General features: G+C 63.1%; 18 protein-coding genes and 1 pseudogene. 8 read left to right on the top strand and 11 right to left on the bottom strand.

The features are described from left to right. Nucleotides 1-35 precede the first annotated feature (35 nt). Nucleotides 36-854 (bottom strand): hypothetical protein, encoded by an 819-nt coding sequence (locus IPL79_10275; GenBank protein ID MBK9071373.1) that lies wholly within the window; start codon nt 852-854, stop codon nt 36-38. Between the two features lie 29 nt (nt 855-883). Here IPL79_10275 and IPL79_10270 point away from each other — a divergent pair, with 29 nt between their 5' ends. The 4 genes from IPL79_10270 (at nt 884) to IPL79_10255 (ending at nt 5,140) form a co-directional block, all read left to right on the top strand. Continuing rightward, the gene (locus IPL79_10270; GenBank protein ID MBK9071372.1) at nt 884-1,648 is read left to right on the top strand and encodes a pseudouridine synthase; all 765 of its coding nucleotides are present in this window, start codon (nt 884-886) and stop codon (nt 1,646-1,648) included. Between the two features lie 299 nt (nt 1,649-1,947). Continuing rightward, complete coding sequence (locus IPL79_10265; GenBank protein MBK9071371.1) at nt 1,948-2,541, top strand: hypothetical protein; 594 nt, start codon at nt 1,948-1,950, stop codon at nt 2,539-2,541. Nucleotides 2,542-2,766: 225 nt separating this feature from the next. Next, nucleotides 2,767-3,537, top strand: a complete 771-nt coding sequence (locus IPL79_10260; GenBank protein MBK9071370.1) for a hypothetical protein — start codon at nt 2,767-2,769, stop codon at nt 3,535-3,537. 61 nt (nt 3,538-3,598) lie between these two features. Next, nucleotides 3,599-5,140: an alkaline phosphatase family protein gene (locus IPL79_10255; GenBank protein ID MBK9071369.1), complete on the top strand. Its 1,542-nt coding sequence runs from the start codon at nt 3,599-3,601 to the stop codon at nt 5,138-5,140. A gap of 1 nt (nt 5,141) precedes the next feature. Here IPL79_10255 and IPL79_10250 read toward each other — a convergent pair whose 3' ends face one another. The 3 genes and pseudogenes from IPL79_10250 to IPL79_10240 form a co-directional block, all read right to left on the bottom strand. Continuing rightward, nucleotides 5,142-5,927, bottom strand: a complete 786-nt coding sequence (locus IPL79_10250) for a succinate dehydrogenase/fumarate reductase iron-sulfur subunit (GenBank protein MBK9071368.1) — start codon at nt 5,925-5,927, stop codon at nt 5,142-5,144. Between the two features lie 29 nt (nt 5,928-5,956). Continuing rightward, a pseudogene (locus tag IPL79_10245) lies at nt 5,957-7,877 on the bottom strand (fumarate reductase/succinate dehydrogenase flavoprotein subunit). Between the two features lie 25 nt (nt 7,878-7,902). After that, nucleotides 7,903-8,580 (bottom strand): succinate dehydrogenase cytochrome b subunit, encoded by a 678-nt coding sequence (locus IPL79_10240; protein MBK9071367.1) that lies wholly within the window; start codon nt 8,578-8,580, stop codon nt 7,903-7,905. A gap of 337 nt (nt 8,581-8,917) precedes the next feature. Between IPL79_10240 and IPL79_10235 the strand changes: the two genes are divergently transcribed. Together IPL79_10235 and IPL79_10230 are read left to right on the top strand one after the other, a co-directional pair. Further along, nucleotides 8,918-10,129, top strand: a complete 1,212-nt coding sequence (locus IPL79_10235) for a D-alanyl-D-alanine carboxypeptidase family protein (protein ID MBK9071366.1) — start codon at nt 8,918-8,920, stop codon at nt 10,127-10,129. 138 nt (nt 10,130-10,267) lie between these two features. Continuing rightward, the gene (locus IPL79_10230) at nt 10,268-11,431 is read left to right on the top strand and encodes a hypothetical protein (GenBank protein ID MBK9071365.1); all 1,164 of its coding nucleotides are present in this window, start codon (nt 10,268-10,270) and stop codon (nt 11,429-11,431) included. A gap of 195 nt (nt 11,432-11,626) precedes the next feature. On the opposite strand, the gene IPL79_10225 is transcribed toward IPL79_10230, so the two are convergent. From IPL79_10225 to IPL79_10205, 5 genes are all read right to left on the bottom strand, one after another. After that, a complete protein-coding gene (locus IPL79_10225) occupies nt 11,627-12,169 on the bottom strand; it encodes a DUF4442 domain-containing protein (GenBank protein MBK9071364.1) in 543 nt (180 codons plus the stop codon). Nucleotides 12,170-12,176: 7 nt separating this feature from the next. Continuing rightward, nucleotides 12,177-12,326: a hypothetical protein gene (locus tag IPL79_10220; GenBank protein ID MBK9071363.1), complete on the bottom strand. Its 150-nt coding sequence runs from the start codon at nt 12,324-12,326 to the stop codon at nt 12,177-12,179. After that, nucleotides 12,323-13,012, bottom strand: a complete 690-nt coding sequence (locus IPL79_10215) for a hypothetical protein (GenBank protein MBK9071362.1) — start codon at nt 13,010-13,012, stop codon at nt 12,323-12,325. Before IPL79_10215 ends, IPL79_10220 begins: the two co-directional genes overlap by 4 nt. A gap of 77 nt (nt 13,013-13,089) precedes the next feature. After that, on the bottom strand, nt 13,090-14,100 hold the full coding sequence (locus tag IPL79_10210) for an amidohydrolase family protein (protein MBK9071361.1): 1,011 nt from the start codon (nt 14,098-14,100) through the stop codon (nt 13,090-13,092). A gap of 358 nt (nt 14,101-14,458) precedes the next feature. Continuing rightward, nucleotides 14,459-16,108: an MFS transporter gene (locus IPL79_10205; protein ID MBK9071360.1), complete on the bottom strand. Its 1,650-nt coding sequence runs from the start codon at nt 16,106-16,108 to the stop codon at nt 14,459-14,461. A 165-nt stretch (nt 16,109-16,273) separates the two neighbouring features. Between IPL79_10205 and IPL79_10200 the strand changes: the two genes are divergently transcribed. Further along, complete coding sequence (locus IPL79_10200) at nt 16,274-16,882, top strand: hypothetical protein (protein MBK9071359.1); 609 nt, start codon at nt 16,274-16,276, stop codon at nt 16,880-16,882. A gap of 72 nt (nt 16,883-16,954) precedes the next feature. After that, a complete protein-coding gene (locus IPL79_10195) occupies nt 16,955-17,383 on the top strand; it encodes a hypothetical protein (protein MBK9071358.1) in 429 nt (142 codons plus the stop codon). A gap of 98 nt (nt 17,384-17,481) precedes the next feature. Here IPL79_10195 and IPL79_10190 read toward each other — a convergent pair whose 3' ends face one another. Beyond that, nucleotides 17,482-18,117 carry a class I SAM-dependent methyltransferase gene (locus IPL79_10190; GenBank protein MBK9071357.1) on the bottom strand — a complete coding sequence of 212 codons (636 nt, stop codon included), beginning with the start codon at nt 18,115-18,117 and terminating at the stop codon, nt 17,482-17,484. Between the two features lie 852 nt (nt 18,118-18,969). Further along, nucleotides 18,970-20,337 (bottom strand): NAD(P)(+) transhydrogenase (Re/Si-specific) subunit beta, encoded by a 1,368-nt coding sequence (locus IPL79_10185; GenBank protein MBK9071356.1) that lies wholly within the window; start codon nt 20,335-20,337, stop codon nt 18,970-18,972. Nucleotides 20,338-20,355 lie beyond the last annotated feature (18 nt).

Here is a 20,355-nt window from a genome sequence, read left to right as displayed (position 1 = left end):
TAGCCGCTGCGCTTATGCACGCCGGTGGGGCCTCGTCACATGTGAAAGCCACCGCCGACGCTGATGCCAAAGACCCAACCGATATGTCCTGGGTACTTACCCACTTCGAGGCGTGTCGAGATGCCCGCGGGCTTGAAGAAGATGCCCTCGGCCCATAGGCGGCCGCCCCAACGCGCACCCGGCTCGGGCGCGTCCGTGGTTTGCAGGGCGCGCGCCATTGCGTCGAGGCCGACCGACATCCAGCGATACGCACTGCGCTTGCCATAGCCTTGCACGGCGGCGCGATAGCCGGTTGCGCTCGTCGTATGCATGCCGGCGACCGCGATGAGGTTGTGTTCGGTAAAGCTAGTAGAGGTACCGCCGATATCGGCCTTGGCATCACGCATATTATAGATGAGGCCGAGCCCCAGGCCTTGTTTGTTGCGCGTTACGATCGGCACGTTGACCGACTCGGTTTCGATCATGTCGCCTCGGCGCTGCGAGGACAAATGCAAATACTCTTGCTCCTTGTCGTGGGTGTCCTTGACCCAAAATTGCATCATGGCCTCGCCGCGCCAAGGCGCATGCTCACCGCCGGCGACAATCAGCAAGGGCGTCGTCGCGTGCACGCGCCACGCGACGCGGCGGTGCAGGTCGTAGACCACCGTAGCCGAAGACGTCAGGCCGCCCGATGGTTTCGAAAACTGATAGCCGAGCAGGGCCAAGTTGACGTGGAGCCTGCCAAAGTCGGTGGTGCGATCTTCGAATCGCACGGCGACGGTGGGGCCATCGGCGACCGCCTCGCCTGGCCGGAGCACCACCGCCAAGCCCACCACCACCACCACCGCCCACGCCCGTTGCATCAAAGTTTTCATAGGCTGGCATCGTAAGCGCCGCCCATCACATGGGCCAATCCTTGGCGTCTTTCTTCGCCCGGCCGCCCGCCACCCCATGCTATGTACCCGCCGTGCGGTTAAATAAGTTCCTCAGCGAAACCGGGCGCTGGTCGCGCCGCGAGGCCGACAAGGTCATCGAGGCCGGCCGCGTGACAATCAATGGGAAGCGCGTGGAGCTTGGCACGCAGGTCGCCGAGGGCGACGTGGTGGCGGTCGACGGCCAGGCGGTCGGCCCATCGCGCAAGGCGGTGGCACCGGTCTATCTCATGGTCAACAAGCCGCTCGGCATCACCTGCACCACCGAGCGCCACGTGCACGGCAACATCATCGACTTCATCAACCACCGCGAGCGCATCTTCCCGATCGGGCGGCTCGACAAAGATTCTGAAGGCATCATCTTGCTCACCAACGACGGCGATATCGTCAACCAGGTGCTGCGCGTCGAAAACGGTCACGAAAAAGAATATGTGGTCGAGGTGAACAATCCGATAAGCGATCGCTTTCTCGAGCGCCTGGCGCGCGGCGTGCCGGTGCTCGACACCATCACCAAGCCGTGCGTCGCGACACGGATCGACAAGCACACGTTTCGTCTGATCCTCACGCAGGGTCTCAATCGGCAAATCCGCCGCATGTGCGAATTCCTCGGCTACGAGGTGGTGCGGCTCGAGCGCGTGCGCTTTATGCATCTCACCCTCGGCAGCCTTCGCCGCGGCGCGTGGCGCGATCTGACGGCCGCAGAAGTCGCAGGACTTAAGGTCACCCCGCCCGAGTAATGTGCGCGCGCTGGCAGGGCGCTTGCATTGATCTCGCGAGCATGAAGCCTGCCCACGCTGTAGTAAGCAAGACCTGTCTCATGGTGGCCCTGGCCTGGAATTTGGCCCTGGCGCCGAGCCTGCTTGGGGACCCAAGGCCCCAGCGCGCCGCCGCCGGACCGCGTACACGTGCGCCAGCCGATGTTCTGAGCTTAAAAACCAAACCGAAAGGCTTAGCCGAATCGCTGACTCGGCTGCGTTCGAGGGGTCTCGATTTTCGTCAATCTCTTGCTCAGTTTCACGGAATACCGCGTTGGGCCGTGTCGCCGCCGCCAGCGACGCGGCTATCGCCTGCGCAACAAGCTCATGTTTATGGCATCTACGATCGGGTGCGAGGCACGATGTTGGCTAATGGCGCGTATCCAGATGAAGCCCACAAGTTCGTGTTAGCCGGGGGGGCGTTCTATATCCGGTACGCGGTCGCGATCGATGGCGGCGTGTATCTCAACGAAAATGAAGTCTTTGCTTTTCGTGAATTTGTGACCAGCCGACATACCTTGCCAGACCAAGAAGTCGACGCCTTGGTCGATGGCATGATCGCTGCGGTGATAGGCCACGAGATGACGCACAACTGGCGGCACGACACCAAGCGCTTTCAAGATGGCAAGGCTGGGCAACGGCGTGGTGCTGAGCACGTCGCCGACAAGCTCGGGGAAGCGCTCGCGGCCGCTTCGGGATTTCGCCCGGAGGGCGCGGTGCTGGCGGCGCAATACTACGCGGAGATGGCCGCTAAGATGGGCGTCAATGGCAAGCAACGCAACCATCCTGATCCGCAGGTGCGCTTGAAGAAAACCATCGCCGAAGCGACCAAACGCCTCGCCGAGCAGGGGCTAACGCCGATCATCTCATTTTGAATTCGTCGTGCCCCTACGTCTGGCCCGGTCATCGCGATGACGTTGCAACCCTACTAGCCACTTGCTGGCAGTTCTAGGAGCTGCCTAGCGACCGGGCCGGGTCCACCATCCTCACTTGCGCCTGGCTTCGGCGTGCAACCTGCCTGCTGACAGTGTGTTAAGGCTCATTGGCCAGACACTTAAGGCGCACGGAACTTGGTACGGCCATTGCAACAACTTCGAAACATGAAGAAGTACACTCAAATAAGTCAGACAAACAACTCATCGCGCCTGTTGGCTACCTGCTTGCTCAGCGGCGCCACCCTGTTGGCGGCTAGCGCGAGTTGCATCGCGAGCGATGCAACCGATCCATCGCGCGACGACGATGACAAATCGAGCTACTTCCACTACTCGCTGATTGCGACCCCTCGTAGCGCGGAAGAGCTCGCTGCTGACCCGGCAGAGCACCCATCGCGCTACACGTGGGGCGTGGGCCAGGCCTACGGCATCTCGGCACCCCACAATTGCTTGTGGGCCAGCGCCACACCCGATCGCTGCTTGGTGTGGAACTATGAACCATCTGCGGCGGCGGAAACCGCGGTGAGCAAGGGTATTGATGCGCTGCAAGCGGCGGGCGTCGCCGCGCCAGCCGTTAGCATTGTCGTGCGCGGCAAGCTCACCTGGGAAACCATCGAGGGCATGGCGTACGGTACGGACTACGTCGATGGCGTGAAGAAAGTGAAAGCGCTCTTTGTGTCTCCGATCGCGCGCCAAGAGCGCGGCCTTGAGCTCGCCGAGCTGCACCGCACCGACGACGGCGGCCTTGACTATTGGGTGCTCGATGGCGCCGAGCCGATCCGCACGCAGCCGGATATCTTGTTTGACGCGACGCTCTCGCCCGGCGAGGTCGCGAAGCTAGAACAAGCGATGGCCGGCCAAGCCAAGGTGTTCGTGTCGGGCACGTTTGACTACGGCCACTGGGCGTTCGCGATTGACAATGTATTTGTCGCGCAATAGTCACTAAGCAGCGCCGCCCGCCGTTTGACAGCACCGCGGCTTAGGCGGTATCGCAGTCGCCATGATGCGGCAGATTTGTAGATGGCTCGGCGTCGCGCTGGTGTTTTCGGCATGTGCCGGGCGTCAGCCAGATGCCACGAAAGGCGCTAGCGTGCCTGCCAAGCAACCAGGGCTTGCGCCCAAGCTTATCGTGCTCGTCGTGCTCGATCAATTGCCCCAGTGGGTGCTCGAGACCCGAGCGCACGAGCTTGAGCCGCATGGTTTTTTGCGTGGGCGCGCGGCGCAAAGCGTGGCGCTGCGTGGCGAATTTTCATACGCCGCCACGATGACCGCGGTGGGCCACGCCACCATTGCTACCGGCGTCTTGCCAAAGGCGCATGGCGTGTTCGCCAACGGCGTTTACAGCGTTGCTGCGCATAAAGAGATAAGCGTCTTTACGGGCGCAGACAGGCTCGTCACCACAAAAGGCGTTTCGACCGAGCTGGCTGGGGGGCCGCAGCCTATGCGCGTGCCGACGGTTTTTGATGAGCTCAAGCGCGCCGGCAGACTTGGACAAGTCATCGCGATTTCGCAGAAAAATCGCGGCGCGATCGCGCTTGGTGGGCGCTTGGCCACGGCGGCGGTCTGGCAACATGCTCGCGGCCCCATGTGGGCTAGCTCGACCTATTACGGCGCTTCATTGCCGTCGTGGGCTGAGGCACCGGTGGACGGTGACGAGCCAACTCAGGTGCAAGCAGTAGACGCGCTGTTTGATCTGGCGGAGAAGGCGCTGGCCGCGCATGCCTTGGGGCGGAACGCATTGCCTGACGTCTTGGCAATTTCGGTGTCGTCGCTCGATTGGGCTGGCCATGCGCATGGCGCCGAATCGGCGGAGTATCTTGATGTCCTGCGTGCAGCAGATCGCCGGCTGGAAGCCTTGGCCGCGGCCTTTACTACAACCTACAAGTTCGCCCCCGGCGACGTGGTGTTGGTCGTCACCTCGGATCACGGCGCGGCCCCGCTGCCGGAAACACCTCTGGCGACAGCGCGTCCCGCCGCATGGTCAACGGGTGAGTTGCCATCGCGCCACGATCCGGATGCCCCCACGGCCACTGCGGGGCGTTTTCTCGAAGACGACGTCGTGAAGACACTCGATGCCGGGCTCGACGCACAGCGCGGCGCGGGTGATTGGCTGATGGCCGCGGCGCCGCCATACTTGTACTTGGGCCGCGAGGCCGAGGCGCTGGCCCCTGCGGCGCGCGAAGCGCTCTTGCAGCAGCTGCTAACTAGCCTGCGTCAAATGCCCGGCGTCTGGCGCGCCTACGCCGTGGGCAATGAGGGCGCCGTGTTGCCCTCCACGCCCGCCGACGCGCTCGACGTCCTGGTGCAAAACTCCGTCGCGCCTGCGCTCTCAAGCGACATATATCTGTTGCTCTCGCCGTACTGGATTTTTGGATCGGGTTACGAACAAGGCACCAACCACGGCACGCCGTGGGACTACGATCGCCAGGTGCCCGTCATCGTATGGCCCGCCCGCGCGATTTCGCCGCGCGCCGCCGGCAAGTTGCTGCCCATGACCGACCTGGCGGCCATGATGCGAAAAATGATTGCCGCAAAACCCTAGCTCACCCCGCGCCGTCGGCCTTGGCTTCGTATTCTTTGTAAGCAAACGTCGCCTTGAGATAGTCCTTGTTCATCTGCGCGATCACGTCGCGCGAAATGTCTTTTGGACAGGCGGCTTCGCATTCGTAGTGATTCGAGCACGAGCCAAAGCCGGCCTCGTCCATGGCCGCGACCATGGCCTTGGTGCGGCGCATGCGCTCGCCTTGGCCTTGTGGCAGATGGTGCAGGTGCGACAGCTTGGCGGCGACGAACAGGCTCGCCGAGCCATTAGGGCAGGCGGCAACGCAGGCACCGCAGCCAATGCATGCCGCGGCTTCCATCGCCTTGTCGGCGCTTTCCTTGGGAATCGGCACGTCGTTGGCATCGGGCGCCGATCCGCAGTTGGTCGACACATAGCCGCCCGCGGAGATGATCTTATCAAACGGCGCGCGATCGACCGTGAGATCTTTGATGACAGGAAACGGCGAGGCGCGCCACGGTTCGATCGTAATCTCGTCGCCGTCCTTGAATTTGCGCATGTGCAACTGGCACGTCGTGGTGCCGGCTTGCCCGCCGTGCGGCCGGCCGTTGATCACCAGCGAACACATGCCGCAAATGCCCTCGCGGCAATCGCTGTCAAAGGCAATCGGCTCTTCACCCTTGGCAATGAGCTGCTCGTTGAGAATATCGAGCATCTCGAGGAAAGACGCGTGCGTGCTGACGTTCTTGACGTCGTAGCCCACCATCTTGCCCTCGGAGTTGCGATCTTTTTGCCGCCAGATTTGCAGTTTTAAGTTGAGGTTTGACATGAGGTCTCCTTGTGCAACGAGTCGGCTGGCTACTTGTAGGAGCGTACCGCGAGTTTGATATTTTCAAAGGCCAGCGGTTCAACGTGGCGCGCCGGGGCCTGGCCGTCGCCCTTATGCTCCCACACTGCGGCGTGGCAGAACTTGTCGTCGTCGCGCTTGGCCTCGCCGTCGGGGGTTTGATACTCGGTGCGAAAGTGGCCGCCGCAGCTTTCTTCGCGCGTGAGCGCATCGCGGCACATCAGCTCACCAAATTCGAGAAAGTCCGCCACGCGGCCGGCCTTCTCGAGCATTTGATTGAACGACTCGCGGCCGCCGAGCACGCTGACCTCGCGCCAAAACTTCTCGCGCAGCTCGGGGATGAGCCCGAGCGCCTTTTGTAGGCCTTCCTTGTTGCGGGCCATGCCGCAGTACTCCCACATGATGTTGCCGAGCTCGCGGTGAAACGAGTCGGGCGAGCGCTTGCCACCGACGCTCATCAGCTTGTCGAGGCGGCCCTTGACGTCGCCTTCGACGGCCTTAAACGCGGCATCGCTGGTGTCGACCAGCTCATGAGCTTGCACGCCGGCGAGGTAGTTGCCGAGGGTAAAGGGAATGACAAAATAGCCATCCGCGAGGCCCTGCATCAGCGCCGAGGCGCCGAGGCGATTGGCGCCGTGATCGGAGAAGTTCGCTTCGCCGAGGCACAAATAGGCCTTGGATGGTGCTCTGCAAGTTGTAGTCGACCCATAGGCCGCCCATGGTGTAGTGCACCGCGGGGTAGATGCGCATCGGGCGCTGATACGGGTTTTCGCCGGTGATGCGCTCGTACATGTCGAACAAGTTGCCGTAGCGCTCGCGGATCTTGGCCTCGCTATCGCGCTTGATGGCGTCGCGAAAATCGAGATACACGCCGCGGCCACCAGGGCCAACGCCGCGGCCGTCGTCACAGGCCTCCTTGGCCGAGCGACTCGCAATGTCGCGCGGCGCGAGGTTGCCAAAGCTTGGATACTTGCGCTCGAGGTAATAGTCGCGGTCGCCCTCGGCGATGCTGTCGGGCGCCTTGCCAACGTCTTCCTTTTTCTTAGGCACCCACACGCGGCCATCGTTGCGCAGCGATTCGGACATCAGCGTGAGCTTGCTCTGATAGTCGCCGGCCACCGGAATGCAGGTCGGGTGAATTTGCGTGTAGCACGGGTTGGCAAAGCCGGCGCCGCGCTTAAACGCGCGATACGTCGCGGTGACGTTGCAGCCCACGGCATTGGTCGATAGGTAGAACGTGGTGCCATAGCCGCCCGACGCCAAGATCACCGCGTGCGCCGCATGCGATTCGATCTTGCCGGTGACGAGGTCGCGCACCACGATGCCGCGCGCCTTGCCGTCCTTGACCACCACGTCGAGCATCTCGGTGCGGGTGAACATCTTGACCTTGCCGGCCTGGATCTGCCGCGACAGCCCCGAATAGGCGCCGATCAGCAGTTGTTGCCCGGTTTGGCCTTTGGCGTAAAACGTGCGCGACACCTGCGCGCCGCCGAACGAGCGGTTGGCCAGCGTGCCGCCGTATTCGCGCGCAAACGGCACGCCCATGGCGGTGCATTGGTCGATGATGTCGACGCTCACCTCGGCGAGGCGATGTACGTTGCCTTCGCGGGCGCGAAAGTCGCCGCCCTTGATGGTGTCGTAGAAGAGGCGCTGCACGCTGTCGCCGTCGTTTTGGTAGTTCTTGGCGGCGTTGATGCCGCCCTGCGCGGCAATGGAGTGGGCGCGGCGCGGCGTGTCCTGAAAGCAAAAGCAGGCGACGTTGTAGCCGAGCTCGGCGAGCGTGGCGGCGGCGGAGGCGCCGGCCAGCCCCGAGCCGACGACGATGACCTTGTATTTGCGCTTGTTGGCGGGGTTGACCAGCTTGAAGTCAAACTTGGCTTTTTTCCACTTATCGGCGAGGGGGCCGCTAGGAATGCGTGCGTCGAGATTCATAGGTATTCTCCTGCTGCCTGGCAAATTACTTGAGCTGGCCGATGAGCACGGCCAGCGGCGGCGCCATGTAGCCTATAAACAAAATCACGCCCATGGCCGGCCCCAGCTTGGCGATGGCGCCGTCGTATTTGGGGTGGCGCACGCCGAGGGTTTGCAGCCAGCTGCTGGCGCCATGGCCGAGATGCGCCGCGAGCAGGCCGATGGCGACGAGGTAGACCGCAAACAGGCCGACGTTCTGGAAGCCCGCGACGAACATGCGGTAGGCATCATGGCGTTGCGCCTGGTCTAAGTGGCCATAGGCCTCGGGCTGCACGGCGCCAAACGTAAAATGCGCGAGGTGAAAGGCGATGAAGATGAAGAGCACCGTGCCGGTGAGGCGCGCGGTGCGCGACGCGATGGTCGAGTTGCGTGGCTCGTAGCGGACATACGCGGTCGGCCGGGCGGCGCGCGAGACCGCGCTGGTCCTCACCGCCGCAGCGATGTGCAGGGTCAGGATGAAGAGCAGCCCACCGCGAGCGATCCACTTCAGCGCGCCGAGGCCTTGCAGCTTGGCGGCATAGGCGTTGTAGGCGTCGCTGCCCTGGAACATGAGGAGGTGCCCCACCATGTGCAAGAGCGTGAACAGCATCAGGCCAAGCCCGGTGAGCGCCATGATTTGTTTGGCGCCGATGGTGGAGCGGAAGTATGTCGAGACCCAGCTCATATAAAGACCCTTACCTCGGTTGTCAGTGTTGGCAAACCCGGGCTCACGATGCCCTTGCCCCGGACTGAATTGACGTGCAGTTGATTAATCACAATTCGCTGGCGCTCGCAATTTCCAGGGCGGGCTAACGTCGCGAACACGCATGGCAACACGCCCGAATCTGACATATTTTGAGGCCGCGGCAAGATCTCGCCGCGTGGGCACAGCTGCGCTCACGCCTGGCCGCAATGCACCCCGCGACTTGTTGTGCTCACCGCGGGCTTGTAATAGTCTCGTTCGACTTATGCGGGGGGCTGCATTGAATCCACACGTGCGTAATTTTCGATCGTCTACCGCTGTGCTCATTTCTGCGTGCGCCGCGCTCGCGGCGTGCGAGTCGGGTTCGAGCGCCTACTATGTTCAGGCCGCCGACGGCTACCTCGCGGTGAGCGAGATCGTCGCCGCAGAGGGTTGCAGCACCGAGGCCGTGGTGGGACTGGCCTGGCAAATCGCGCGCGAGGCGCAGTGCCTCACGCCAGGCGAGCTGGTCGAATTTGAACAAGTCGGCGGCATGGCGTTCGGGCCGGCCGTGCTGCCGCTCGCCGCGCCATACGCCGTGGTGCAGCTCGAAGAGGCCGCGCTTACCGAGCCGGATCAAGCCATGAGCATTACCAGTGCCTATCGCGCCGTGCCGCAGCAATACATCCTGCACGCGTGGGCGCAGCAAGGCCTGTGCGGCATTGCCGCCGCCGCCGAACCAGGTCGCAGCAACCACGAGTCGGGCCGCGCGGTTGACTTGTCAAATTACAGCGCCTGGCTGCCACTGCTTGAGGAAAACGGCTGGGACCAAAATGTGCCAGGCGACGCGGTGCACTTCGAACACCTTTCGTCTAACGATTTGCGCGGCGTCGACGTGCTGGCGTTTCAACGCCTGTGGAATCGCGCGAATCCGGCCGACGCAATCGCCGAAGATGGCGAATATGGGCCGCAAACCGGCGCGCGCATCGCGATGTCGCCCATCGATGGCTTTGAGTTACCGGTCGGCTGCGAAGGCATGGAGCAGTATTCACTCGAAATCGTCGGCCGCAATGCGCCGGCGCGGCTGCAGCCCGGTGATCGCGCGATTGTCGAGTTGACGCTCAAAAACATCGGCAGCGTGACGTGGCAAGCGGGCGCGCGCCTGACCTCGCCAGATGCGAGCCGCCTCGTCGACCTGCCGACGTGGCTTGATGACCAGTCGCCGTTGGCACTGGATTCGGCCGTGGAGCCGGGTGGCGAAATTACGGTGGCGTTTGCGATCGTAGCGCCTGCGCTGGCAGTGCCAGGCGTGGTGACTGAGGTGTTTTCGTTGCGCGACGGCCCGCATGCCTTTGGCATGGTGACGTTGTCGATGTGGGTGAGCGATCAGGAACCCGGCGAACCTGCCAACGAGGGTGGCTCGTTGCCTGAAGGCGAAGTCGAGCCAGCCGCCGGCGGATGCCAGGCAGGCGCGGGGACCGGAAATGTAAGCCTCGTAACCATGATCACGCTTGGATTGTTGCGGCGCCGACGATCTCTTGCCGTGCGGTAACGCTCGCAGTGGCAGCTCGCCAGCTTGTCATTGACACGCTGGAACGCTGCATGTGATAGCGCGTGCATGGCAGCCAACGCGCGGCACGACCTAGCCAAGCTAGTCCAGCGAGCCAACTACGATTGGTGGCTTCTTGTCATGGCTGTGACGCTTATGCTGGTTGCTTGCGACGGCGCGGAAGATGCGCCGCCGGTTAGCACGGCGCGGTTTGGGCTAAACGATGTATCCATTTTGTTGCCCATGCCGTCGACGGCCGCCGATGGCAATTTGCTGAGGTTTGGCGACCACGGGGTCGGCGGGCCCTTGTTGCCCCAAGCCTGGTTCGACGACATCGCCGTCTTTGCGACCGAGCCGCATGTGGCACCAGCATACGCAAGCTGGGCCATCGTCGGCATTCGGCTCGACCCTTGCTTTCCCACGCTCGCGCTGTTGGCGAGCGACCCGTCGCAATGTCGGAGGCAGGTCCGCCTGATCGCGCAACCAATCGTCGAAGAGTTTGGCGCGGCGGGCACCATCGATCCAGCGGTGGCGATCGATAGCGCCGTTCATCTCTTGTTCGATCTCGGCGCAAGCGAGTTTGAACAATTTCTCACCGCATGGATGGCGCAGGTCGCAGCGGCACCTAGCGACGTGGCCGCGCCCTTGCAGGTTCATCCCGTCATCGCGAGCGAGGGGCTCGGCGGCCCGTTTGCCGTAGACTTGCGCCGGCTAATCTTGGCAACGGTGGGGGAGGCCAGGCTGAGCCAGGTTACCTTCATGGAAGGCCGCACCTTTGACTGGGAGTTTGGTGGCCTGCGCATAATCGATGGCGTGCCCACCCCGCTCGTCATCGCCGATTTAGCGGAGCCTGGCGCGGCGACCCAGCGTTTTATCCAAGAGGCCGCAGCCGGGTTTGCGATTGCGCCCACGTCGAGCGCAAGCGAAGGCCTGATGGCGCTCGCCGGCGACGTGGTTGGCGATAGCGTCGTGCTGACGGCATCGCGAAGCGAGGTCGACGCCGCCTTGCAGCTGGCGCTAAACGTCGACAATCCGTCGACCGGGTTTCATGCGGATTCGCTGGATTGCGTCACCTGCCACGTCGCGGGCCGCGCGGTTCGGCGGGCCGAGCAGCTCGGGTATTCGGCGGCGGCGCTGACACGCTTTACCCATGCCACCTTTGACTTAACGCAAACGACCAACACCGACCTCGCGCGCGATCCAACCATGCTCCGCGCCTTCGGCTACAACGCCCGCAGCCCCGTCGTAAATGATCGCGTCATCAATGAGTCTGCGGCGGTGGCAGATGCGCTCTACAATCGATAGTGGCCGCGTGCGACAAGGCGCGGGCGGGGTGCTGGCTAGAGCGTATCTCATAACCTCTCCCGTCGCGAGCGCGGCCAGCTTGGCACCTGGCGGCGTTGCTCAATCGGCCCATACAACCAGTATGAGCCTCTTTCGCGCCTTGCCAGCTAACCAGCCTGCCTCTCGCTCGCTCGGCCCGAGGTTATGAGATACGCTCTAGTTAACGCGATCGTTTTCACTCGGCTTGGTGGGGCCAATCACGCTGCGCAGGGTGGCGCGGGCAACTTCGGCGCCGCTGCCGTCGCGCAGCGTCACCGGCACCAAGTATTCGGCGCGCTGCGCGGTGGGCGGAATCGGGCAATCGCTGATGGCGACGATGGTGCCGCGCGCCTTCTTAAGATATTCGATGTTGATCGCCGCGACGATGAAGCGTGCGCCGTCCGGCATGGAGTAAACCAGCGCCAGGTTGCCGGCGAGTTCGGCGAGGTTGGCGAGCGCGAGCGCATGCACCGAGCCGAGGTGGTTGCGCAACGGCGGCTTATCGGCCATCTCGACCTCGCTGTGGCCCAGGCGCAACGCCCGCACATGAGCGCCAATGCTGCCGGTGTAAGGCACCATCTTGCCGAGCATGCGCGAGTACAGCACCTTGCCGCCCGGCAGCGGTGCCAAAAAGTTCCACGCATCGCGCAGCGTGTTGCGGTCATCGCTAGGCGTCAGCGGCAAGGCGAGAAACTTTGACAGCGTCGAGGCCAGGCTCATGCCGGCGTTATAGCTTGGATTTGCTTTCCACGGGCGGAATGGTTAACGGCGCGGCGGCGCGTGCGTAGGCCTTGGGCAGGGGCAAGGCGGGCAAATCGGGGAAGGCGTCGACGTCAGGTGTTACCTGTGGCCTCGGCGTTGGCGGCGTCGTAATCACGGCTTGGGGTGTGAGCGCGCCCTGCTTGGGCACCGCCACGCCGGTCGCCGCGCCAACCACCATTGGTTGAGGGGTACCGACGGCGACGCTCGGCCGCGCGTAGGGCAGTGGTGGGCGGTTCGCGGCGGCCTGCTCGGCCTCGGCCGCCTCACGCTTTCATCTTGCCGTTGCGCGACCATGCGCCACGCGAGAAAGACGGCGACGGCGAAAAAGCCCAGCCATGCCACCAAACGCAGGTTGCTGGCGATTTGCATTTCCTTGTGCAGCACGCCCCACTTGGTGAGCAGGTAGGTCCAGTCGTGCTGGCCGCCGCCCACCAGTGGCAGCTCTTGCACCTGCGCATCGGCGACATAGCGCGCGATGTTGAAAAAATTTTGGAAGTACCACAACGCGCACATCGCCAAGCTCGCGGCGTGCTTGCGGTACAAAAACACCAACATGCCAATAAAGGGAAACGTTAGTTGCCCAATGGTGCCGCCGAGCCAGCCCATGGTGTCGCCAAACGCCGCGTAAAATGGATGCCCCGCCTCGTGAAACGCGAGGTTGGCCGAGTCGAGAATCGGCACCCACGGATCGGCGTCGGTGGCGTAGCTGGCGATGAACAAGGCAAACAGCGCCAGGCCCACTAGATGCGGCACCCCTAGCTTGCTCCACGGCTTGTCCCACGAGATGGAATATCCAAACACCGTCGTAAATTATGCGCCGGTTTTGCCAGCGCGTCACTGTGCGCGCGCGCCTGCCATGTCGTTCGATGTAGGACGCGCTAGAGCCGAAGCAAGCGCGCGGCGTTATCGTGCAGCACCTTGCGGCGCAGGCCGGGCTTGCCTTCGGTGACCACCAGCACCTTCGCCAGCTGCAAGGCGTGATGATAAAACGGCCAGTCGGTGCCAAAGACAATTCGATCCGGATCGGCTTCTTCGACCACCATGCGCATTTGCGACAGGCTGATCGACGACACCTCGAGGTAGACGTTTTTGTAGCGGCGTTGCAGCGCGATGGCCTGGTCGCACTGCAGCGCGCCGGCATGACCGAGCAGAAATGTGGTGTCGGGGTGTTCCTTGATCGGGCGCTCGTAGTTTGGTACCTGGACGTAGGGCAAGGCGCTCTTGAGCTCGATGCCGACCGGGCCGCAGTGCCAAATCACCGGCGTCTGCTCGCGCCCGCACAGCTCATACACCTTCATGGCCTCGGGCGCGTCGGGGTGAAATTGCTGCAGCTGCGGGTGCAGCTTGAGGCCGCGCACGCCGGCATGGAGTTGCTCTTCAAAGCGTTCCTTGGGGCGGCGGCGGCGCGGGTGCACGCTGCCAAACGCGGTGGTGTCGTTGCGCTTATTTGCGACGGCGATCGTATCGCGCACGGTGTGCGACGGCCATCCCATGTCGATGGCGAGCACCGCGCTGTGGATGACGCCCACGGCCGCGGCGTCGCGCGCGAGATTGGGGGCGGTGTGCGTCTTGCGCGAACCGCCGCCGGTAAAGCCACCCAGCACTAGCTTGCGCTTGAGCAGCTTGAGGCCGAGCTTGTCAAAATTTTGATTGGCGTAGACGTCGAGATCATGGCGCGCGCAGCAAGGCAGCAATAGCTCGGTAATCGTCGGCTCGTGGTCGTGGTTGGTGCGATGCGGCCAAATCATGGGCGCGGCGTAGTGCGCGTGCATGTCGATGATGGGGCCAATTGACTTGTCCGCCACGACCAAGCTGCCGTTGTCGATCTCAAACCACGCCAGGCGCGCGATGTCCTCGACGCGGTCAAAGCAGAACGTTTCGTCGGCCATGGCCACAAGCCTAGCTCACGCGGGACGCTGTTAACTGTGGTTTCGTCAGGATATGGCCCCGCCGGGGCAAAACTAAGGCAGGCGATGTCGCTTGCTGCGCCGCGTTGCGCTGGCTGGGCGGCGCGCTGTGTTCGTGCGGACCGGCAGGTGGGCGCACGTGTCTTCCTGCTCGCAGATAGATGGTTGACCGGCAGGTGAGCGCACATGTCTTCCTGCTCGCAGATAGCACCCCTCCGGGGCGCAGCGAGACCTCTGTGGTATCCACCCCCCTCCGCGGCACGAACACCGCCCTGCAATCTATGCTCGCGGAAGAAACGTGCGCCACCTACCGGTAGGCTAGTGCGCCGCTGGACAACCCCTAGTGTCCCGACGACGATTGCTTGCCGGGCCGCACATTCCATAGCCGAAGGGCGAGGACGAAGCCGAGCAGGGCGACGACGATCATGGCATAGGGCCAGACGTGCCAGTTGTTGATGTCTTTGGCGGCAGGATCGGTAATGTTGTTGCCGTTGGGGCAGGGGATTTTGCCGGGTAGAAAATGCCCGTAAAAAAACGATTGCAGCGTCGAACCAAAATAAACGAAGCCGTCGATGACGCCGACGACAATACCGGTGTTGCGCTTGCCGCCAAAATCTTGGCTCATGGTAGCAGTGAGCATGCCGTGGACGCCGATGATCGCCATGGCCATCACCGCGATGACCCACGGAATGGCGGGGCGGTAGTTAAAGAGCGGGACAATCGCGATCGCGCCAATCAGCACGAGGCCGTAGAGAAAGGCCGATACAGGGCCGCGGCGCGACTTAAACAAATGGTCGGACACGGCACCGGCGAACATGCCGCCGACGATGCCGGCGATGCACAGCACGACGCCGATGTTCGTAATGACAAAGCTGTTTTCAAGCCCGACGCCTCTGCTGAATTCCTTGCTCCATTGCATGATGGCCTGGCGCAGAAAGCCGCTAAACAGCTCGATGACGGCGACCGTCATGATGACGGGGTGGGTCAGCACGCGCGTTAGCACGGCGCCGACATTGACCGGCTTGCCATCGTCGGCGTCGGCATCGCCATCGCCAGTATCAATATCGGCGTAGCCTGCTTCGGATGGGCGGTCAAAGACGAGGAAGTAGTTGATCATGAAAAAGATGCCGAGCAGCAGCGCCGGCATGAAGAACAGCCACGGGATTGGTAGGTACTCGGTGATCATGCGACCGCCGTCGTAGGCTAAGAATACGCCGAGAGAGATTAAGATGCCGAAGATGCCGCCAAAGGTGCCGCGCTCGCGCACGTGGAACCAGGACGCGTTGACCTTGACGATCGACACGGCTCCGAAGCTCTGGAAATACATGTTGACGGCATAGAGCACGGTGAGGTTGGTAACGCGGTCGCCAAGCGAATTGCCGGTGAGCTCCATGATCCCCCAGATGAGGTTGGTCGCGGCGACGCCGCCAGCCGAGATGAGGATGGTCGCGCGGCCGCCCCAGCGGTCTGTCAGCGGGCCGTTGAGAAAAAATGACAGGCCATAGACCAGCGAGCCAACGCCGAACATAGTGCCAAACTGCGCCGGCGTGATGCGCTCGATGTCCATGTAGACATTGATGTTGTAGCGAGCCATGTAGAGAAAGCCGTAGGTGAGGCCGAGCGGCAGCCAGTTGAGCAAACGGCGGCGCTTGAAGGCCGCGCTGTGGTTCACCGCCGACTTAGGAAGGCGCTTAACGACGATTACGATGACGACGAGCAACAGGCCAATCGCGAGCAATTGCGGCCCCAGCGGTTTGGGGGGGCGCTTGCTCTTGGGCTTATTGCACTGTGCGAGCAGCTCGGGCGAAAGGGTGGTGGCTGCTGCGGAGGTCGCGCCTGTGGCGGTTGCTGCCGCGACGGCCGGTGCTGCGGCGGGGGCAGCCGTAGCCGGCGGGGGAGCGGCTGCCGTCGGCTCGGCGGCGAGTGGCGGCGTCGCCGCGGGTTGGGCGCTTGCCGTCACCTGGCTGGTGGCGGCGCGACTAAAAAACATCGCGTCCATGGCCATGGTGGCGAGGAAAACGACGATGAGCGTATTTCTTGTCGACATGGGCGCGCCGGAGTTAGCACATTCCTGTGACGCGTCACCTCATGGGGGCAGGTCAATCGGAGGGCGGTCTGCGTGACCCTTGACTGACAGTGAGCTACGATGACCGCCATGCGCAAAATGAATGGCAATCGCACCGCGGTATTGCTTGCTCGAGCCGCCTTTGCGATGGGGGTGATGGCGATGCTCGGGTGCAGCGCGGGCTCGAGCGATGCACCCGCGACCGGCGGCAGCGGCGTGGCGCAGGCGGCCGTCCCGCCGATCCCAGGACCTCCGGCCTCGGCGCCGCCGTCGCCACCAGGGGGCAACGACGATGGCTCTGGCGGGGGCGGCGGGGGTGGCGACGGCATCGCGCGGGAAAAAAAGAAGGCGCCGCCTTTCACGATTGTGCAAGGTAAAAAACTAGTCGAAGTGACCGAGGCATCGCTGGCGAGCGTGCCAACCACCACGGCGCCCGTTGGCGACAAGGAAACCCAAGGCTGGGAAATTTCGGCGATTCTCACCGCCAACGGCTTCGCCGCCAAAGGGCGCGCGACGCTGTTTGATCTCGACGGCGTGCGGGTCGAAGTCGCCGCCGCCGACTGGAACCTCGCGACGACGCGGCTCTTTCTCAAGCGCAACGCCAAGGGGCAATGGCGCTTTCGCATGTACAAAAAAGTTCGCGACGGCTGGAACCCCACCAGCGAAATGCGCGGCATGACCCGCATCGTGTTGCGGTAGACCTACATCCAGCCTTTATGCCGCATTTTCCTACATTGATGGGTCGCGGCGATTGCCCTTATCCTGATTGGAATGGGCGCAATCGGGGCGATGTGGAGGACGTGCGGCGTGGCCGTGCTGTGCCTCGTCGCGGGTGCCCTCGCGCGCGCACCCCTGGCTGCGGCTGATGTTTACGGCATCGCGGCGGCGGTGCCGGCAGCGCCAGCCCTCGGGTCACAGGCGCTCGCAAGCCCAACGCGAACACCGCGTAGCCTGCCCGCCATCGGCGCGCTGTTGCCTGCCGCGCCGACGTCGTCAGCCATAGCGGCGCGCACACCAGTGGGCTCAACCACGCCGCCTGTCGTGGCAGTGCCGCATCCGTGGCTGGTTCACCACCGCGCGACACCTGATGTCTTTGAGCAATTCACCAATGCCGTGACATCTAACCGGCAACGCTTCGTCTTTGGGATTTCGTTATCTGAATACACCGTTACCGGCCTGCGCGTCGCAATGCGTTTTTAGCGCGACTCGCGACGAACCCAAAAACGAACATGTGCCGCACCACCGCCTCGGGTGGCGATTCTCCGGACGTTTGGTGAACCCCACGCGCCGTCGAGACACTACCGTTTGCGATACACGTAGTGCGCATACGTCGTGCGCGCATCGAGTGGGGAAATTGTTGCTGCCACGCCGCGCGCGCATGCGGGGAGCTTTTGTGTCCAGGCCGGCACGCCGCTGGACTGGCGCAACACCTCTTCGTCCATCTTGTAGAATAGATCGGCACCCGCACGGCGTACCATGATGCGTTCTAAACCAACTGATTCAAGGCAGCTCATCATTTGGGTCGGGGTAAGGCGGTTGTGGTACAGCAGCTCATGGCCAAACAGCATTTGGTAGGCGCGGTCAGGTAGCGAGCGGTGCAGCAAAAACGGCCAGGTGCGATCGACGTGATGCAAATGATCTCGATGGTCAACGACATGAGATGCGATGCCGCCAGGGCGCAGCGCGGTAACACACGCTTCAAGAAATCTGCGCAAGGCGGTTGGCGGATAGTGTTCCAAGGCATTGCCGCTATGGCACAAATCAAATGAGCCGGGCGCGAGCGCGATCTCCGAGCCACTGAGTTTCTTGTTTGCCAAACTGCCGCCAAGTGCTTGCACCGCCTCGAGAGCACCTACGCGATGCACCGCTGCTTGCAGCGCGGTGCGGCGCGCGGCGAGCGTGCTTGCATCGATGCCCGTTTGTTCGAGGGGCATGGCAAGCGCGCACCGCAACGCTTGCTGGCCGTAGCGAGCCAGGACCCGCGCGTGAGAATTCGTGAGCGTCGCGGCGCGCCCCGTTATCATGAAACTGGCGAACGCTGAGATGGGGGTCCACCCCGCATCGTGCACCCAGACGCGCGCGTTGCCGCGGGGAAGTCCGTACGTTTGCGCCCACAGCTTAGAATATTCCGTCCACGCGGCGGCTAGCTTCGGCGCATGGAATGTTTGGGAGCCCGCATACTCGCAGGTTAAGCGATGATACAGGCTTGCCGCGCCTGGCATGTTGCCGACCGGCCAGGCGGCAGCTGCCTTGAGTACGCCGCGCCACATCCCTGCCTAACCACCCGTGGCCGCAAATATTCCCGGGAGGGCGACATGCTTCGCCTCATGTGTCAGCGGCGCGCGAGCACATGCTTCGTCTCATCGGGGCGGAGGTCAGCGGCGCGCGAGCACATGCTTCGTCTCATCGGGGCGGCGGTCAGCGGCGCGCGAGCACATGCTTCGTCTCAGAGCTACGGCTGTTCGCTCTGCTCACGACGCCTTGCGCTCAGGAGGGCACCACCTGCCAAATCGCTGGAGCCAACGTGCCTTCGCGAAACGCTCTGATCCGAACATGTGCCGCACGCCGCTTCTGCGCGCTGGCGTTCCGGCAGGTGGCGCACGTTTCTTCCGCGAGCATAGATTGCAGGGCGGTGTGGCTAGCACCGAGGGATGTGGATACCACAGCGGTCTCGCCATGCCCCGGAGGGTCGCTATCTGCGAGCAGGAAGACACGTGCGCCAACTTGCCGGTCCACACGCTATCTGCGAGCAGAAAGACACGTGCGCCCACCTGCCGGTCCACCCGCTAGCGGAGCGCGGTGACTACTTTTTCCATGGCGTCTTTGGCGTCGCCAAAGAGCATGCGCGTGACGGGCTCGTAGAACAGCGGGTTGTCGATGCCGGCATAGCCCGAGCCACGGCTGCGCTTGTTGACGATGACGAGCTTGGACTTCCACACCTGCAAAACCGGCATGCCGTAAATAGGGCTGGAGGCGTCGGTTTCGGCCGCGGGATTCACAATGTCGTTGGCGCCAATAATGATGCAGACGTCGGTGGTTGGCATATCGCAGTTGATCTCGTCCATTTCAAGGACGATGTCGTAGGGCACGTTGGCCTCGGCGAGCAGCACGTTCATGTGGCCGGGCAGGCGGCCGGCGACGGGATGAATCGCAAAGCGCACCTGGATGCCGCGCGCGCGCAGCACGTCGGTGAGCTCGCGCACGACGTGCTGGGCGCGCGAGACGGCCATGCCATAGCCTGGGACAATGACCACGCTCTTGGCGCCGGCCAGCGCGATGGCGACGTCGGCGCCGAGGATGTCGTGGATTTCGCCTAGTGGGGCGGCAGGTGCGGTGGCGCCGCTGGACTTTGGTGCGTCGGCACCAAAGCCGCCGAACACGACGTTCCAGATCGAGCGGTTCATCGCGCGGCACATGATGTAGCTAAGAATCGCGCCGGATGAGCCTACGAGCGCGCCGGTAACGATTAACAGGTCGTTCTCAAGCATAAAACCCGCGGCGGCCGCGGTCCAACCCGAGTAGCTGTTGAGCAGCGACACCACCACCGGCATGTCGGCACCGCCGATGGCCGCGACCAAGTGAATGCCGAGCAAGCAGGCAATGGCAATGGCCGCGAGCAGCGCCCACATATGGCCACCGCTGGCGAAGATGACGGCGAGCACCACCGAGGTAATGAGCGCGGCAAGGTTGAGCATATGGCGCGCTGGCAACAAGAGCGGCTTGCCGCTGAGCTTGCCGTTGAGCTTGAGGAAGGCGACGATCGAGCCGGTAAAGGTGATGGCGCCGATGAAGACGTCGATGAACACTTCGACGCGCAGGCCGCCGCTGGCTCGCGGCGCCGCGACGATGAGCGCCAGGCCAACTAATACCGCGGCAATCCCGACAAAGCTGTGTAGCAGCGCCACGAGCTCGGGCATTTGCGTCATGCCGACGCGCGCGGCCATGACGCCGCCGATGCCGGCGCCCGCGGCGAGCGCAAAATACATCAGCCAATGAAACTTGGCACCAGGAACGAGCAACGTGGCGACAATGGCAATCGCCATGCCGACGATGCCGAGCCAGTTGCCGCGCTTGGCGGATTCTTGATTCGCCAGCCCGCCGAGGCTGAAGATAAACAGCACCGCGGCGACGATGTAGGCGAGCAGGGTAAGCAAAAATGATAAAGGCACGGT

The organism is Myxococcales bacterium (genome assembly GCA_016716835.1).
Classification (GTDB): domain Bacteria; phylum Myxococcota_A; class Polyangia; order Haliangiales; family Haliangiaceae; genus JADJUW01.
This window is presented reverse-complemented; position numbering and strand designations above follow the sequence as displayed.

Coding starts and splice junctions, on each gene's coding strand:
- IPL79_10240 (MBK9071367.1), bottom strand. CDS start 8,580: ATGAGCTGGGTCTCGACATACTTCCGCTCCACCATCGGCGCCAAACAA.
- IPL79_10255 (MBK9071369.1), top strand. CDS start 3,599: ATGATGCGGCAGATTTGTAGATGGCTCGGCGTCGCGCTGGTGTTTTCG.
- IPL79_10190 (MBK9071357.1), bottom strand. CDS start 18,117: ATGCCCCTCGAACAAACGGGCATCGATGCAAGCACGCTCGCCGCGCGC.
- IPL79_10250 (MBK9071368.1), bottom strand. CDS start 5,927: ATGTCAAACCTCAACTTAAAACTGCAAATCTGGCGGCAAAAAGATCGC.
- IPL79_10205 (MBK9071360.1), bottom strand. CDS start 16,108: ATGTTTTTTAGTCGCGCCGCCACCAGCCAGGTGACGGCAAGCGCCCAA.
- IPL79_10270 (MBK9071372.1), top strand. CDS start 884: ATGGGCCAATCCTTGGCGTCTTTCTTCGCCCGGCCGCCCGCCACCCCA.
- IPL79_10200 (MBK9071359.1), top strand. CDS start 16,274: ATGCGCAAAATGAATGGCAATCGCACCGCGGTATTGCTTGCTCGAGCC.
- IPL79_10260 (MBK9071370.1), top strand. CDS start 2,767: ATGAAGAAGTACACTCAAATAAGTCAGACAAACAACTCATCGCGCCTG.
- IPL79_10210 (MBK9071361.1), bottom strand. CDS start 14,100: ATGGCCGACGAAACGTTCTGCTTTGACCGCGTCGAGGACATCGCGCGC.
- IPL79_10225 (MBK9071364.1), bottom strand. CDS start 12,169: ATGAGCCTGGCCTCGACGCTGTCAAAGTTTCTCGCCTTGCCGCTGACG.
- IPL79_10230 (MBK9071365.1), top strand. CDS start 10,268: ATGGCTGTGACGCTTATGCTGGTTGCTTGCGACGGCGCGGAAGATGCG.
- IPL79_10275 (MBK9071373.1), bottom strand. CDS start 854: ATGAAAACTTTGATGCAACGGGCGTGGGCGGTGGTGGTGGTGGTGGGC.
- IPL79_10195 (MBK9071358.1), top strand. CDS start 16,955: ATGGGCGCAATCGGGGCGATGTGGAGGACGTGCGGCGTGGCCGTGCTG.